At 32.5% G+C, this 1,788-nt stretch carries 1 pseudogene; it reads left to right on the forward strand.

Features of this window, described 5'->3' with window-relative positions:
* Window positions 1–499: 499 nt before the first annotated feature.
* A pseudogene (locus tag ACGH6P_RS10965) lies at window positions 500–1,788 on the forward strand (hypothetical protein); the annotation flags it as partial.

Below are 1,788 nucleotides of genomic sequence, written 5' to 3' on the forward strand. Positions count from 1 at the left end.
CTCAACTTGATACTCGATTTGGCTCAGATAAATATTCACGAATTGGTGGACAACTAGGTTTAAATTATTCATTCTAACAATAGTAATATCTTAGTAAATACAAAGCAGTACGATTTAGTACTGCTTTTTTATAGAAAAAAGATATGTGATTCAAACTAAATTGAAAAAGGGGATATTTAGCACTGACTAAATAAAGAATTTAGTCTAAAAAAAATCATAACATGAACAATATATTGAAAAAAAAAGATTGCTAATTGATTATGTATTTTAAACGCAGAATATGAAAATTTTGTGCAAAAATAATCAGTTTATTAACTTTACATTAACTTACAATTAACAAAAAAAACAATTAATTATAATTATATTACGCTTTTTATTAGAAATTTTCGATAGATTAAATGTTGATTGATCGCTTAATCCGATCAATAATGTTTTTTACATAAGTCTCTTGAATCTTAGTGACTATGTTTAATATTGTAAAATGAAGGAAATTTAACAAATGAATAAAATTTATAAAGTTTTGAAAAATAGACAAGGAATTAGTCTGGCAGTTTCGGAATTAGCCAGAGGAAGAGGTAAAAAAACTAAATCAGTATTAATTAATGCCACAATTCTTGGGGCTTTATCTGTTTTATCTTCCGGCAATGCTTTTGCTGCACGTGTTAATATAGATACCAATCAAATTATTAAAGGTGATGACACTGGAACTTTGCCTAATGGCGTAGTCAGCAATGATGAATATATCATTGGTCAAAATGGACATTTAACAATTAGTGATAATGGTACATTAAAAATTAATAGAATTATAGTGGCACATGATGTAGATACTTCTGCTCAATTTACACTCGACAATGGTCATTTCATTAACTCTACTGGTGATGCTTATTTAGGATCTCAAGGTAACGCTAATATTCTTATTACTAATGGCGGCACTTTTACCAATACTGGATGGTCTTCATTACGTATAGGTCATTCTAGCACTTCTAATACAACTTTAACTGTATCAGGTAAAGGCAGTACAATAAATCAAGTTAACTCACAAGATATGGGGATTGCCGGCGACGGTAAGGCTGTAGTTAATATTTTAGATGGTGGTGTTATTAATTCATCTCGAGCGACATTTGTCGCAAGTGGTAATGGAAATGCGATTATTAATATTGACGGTGAAGGTTCTGCTTTTAATTCAGGTGGTATGCGAGTAGGAACGCAATCAGCTGATAAAGATGGCTATGGTGAAATTAATGTAACCAATGGTGGTAGTTTAAATATTGCTGATGGTGATGCAGGTACATACAACAAGCTAGCTATCAGAAATGGTAAAGTATTAATTGATGGTAAAAATTCTCAATTGAACGTGATGTCTGAAATTATCGTCAATGAGGGTGGTAATCATTCTGCTAGTTTAACCGTTGCAAATGATGCAGCCATCAAAACTCAAAAAGGCGATAAATCTGGTGAGGATCTCGGTATTCGAGTTGATCAAAATGGCGCCCTTAATATCGGTGGCGAAGTTGGAAAAGCCGCTGAAAAAGCAGGTTCTATTGATACGCCAAAAGTTGGATTAAGAAATGGTGGTAAATTAAATATTAATCATACTAACACTGATTATCAAGTAGGCTGGGATATTGATGGAAATGGGGATGTCAATGTCGTCTCTGGTGATAACTTTATTAGTGGTAAACATACTTATGAAGGAAACACTAATATAACCGGTGGTTCTTGGAACGCGAAAGCCGAGAATGTCTTTAGCGAAAAATCTAACTATAACGTTGATAAGAAAGGTTCACT

This window comes from Gilliamella sp. CG25 (genome assembly GCF_046635705.1).
Lineage (GTDB): Bacteria > Pseudomonadota > Gammaproteobacteria > Enterobacterales > Orbaceae > Gilliamella > Gilliamella apicola_I.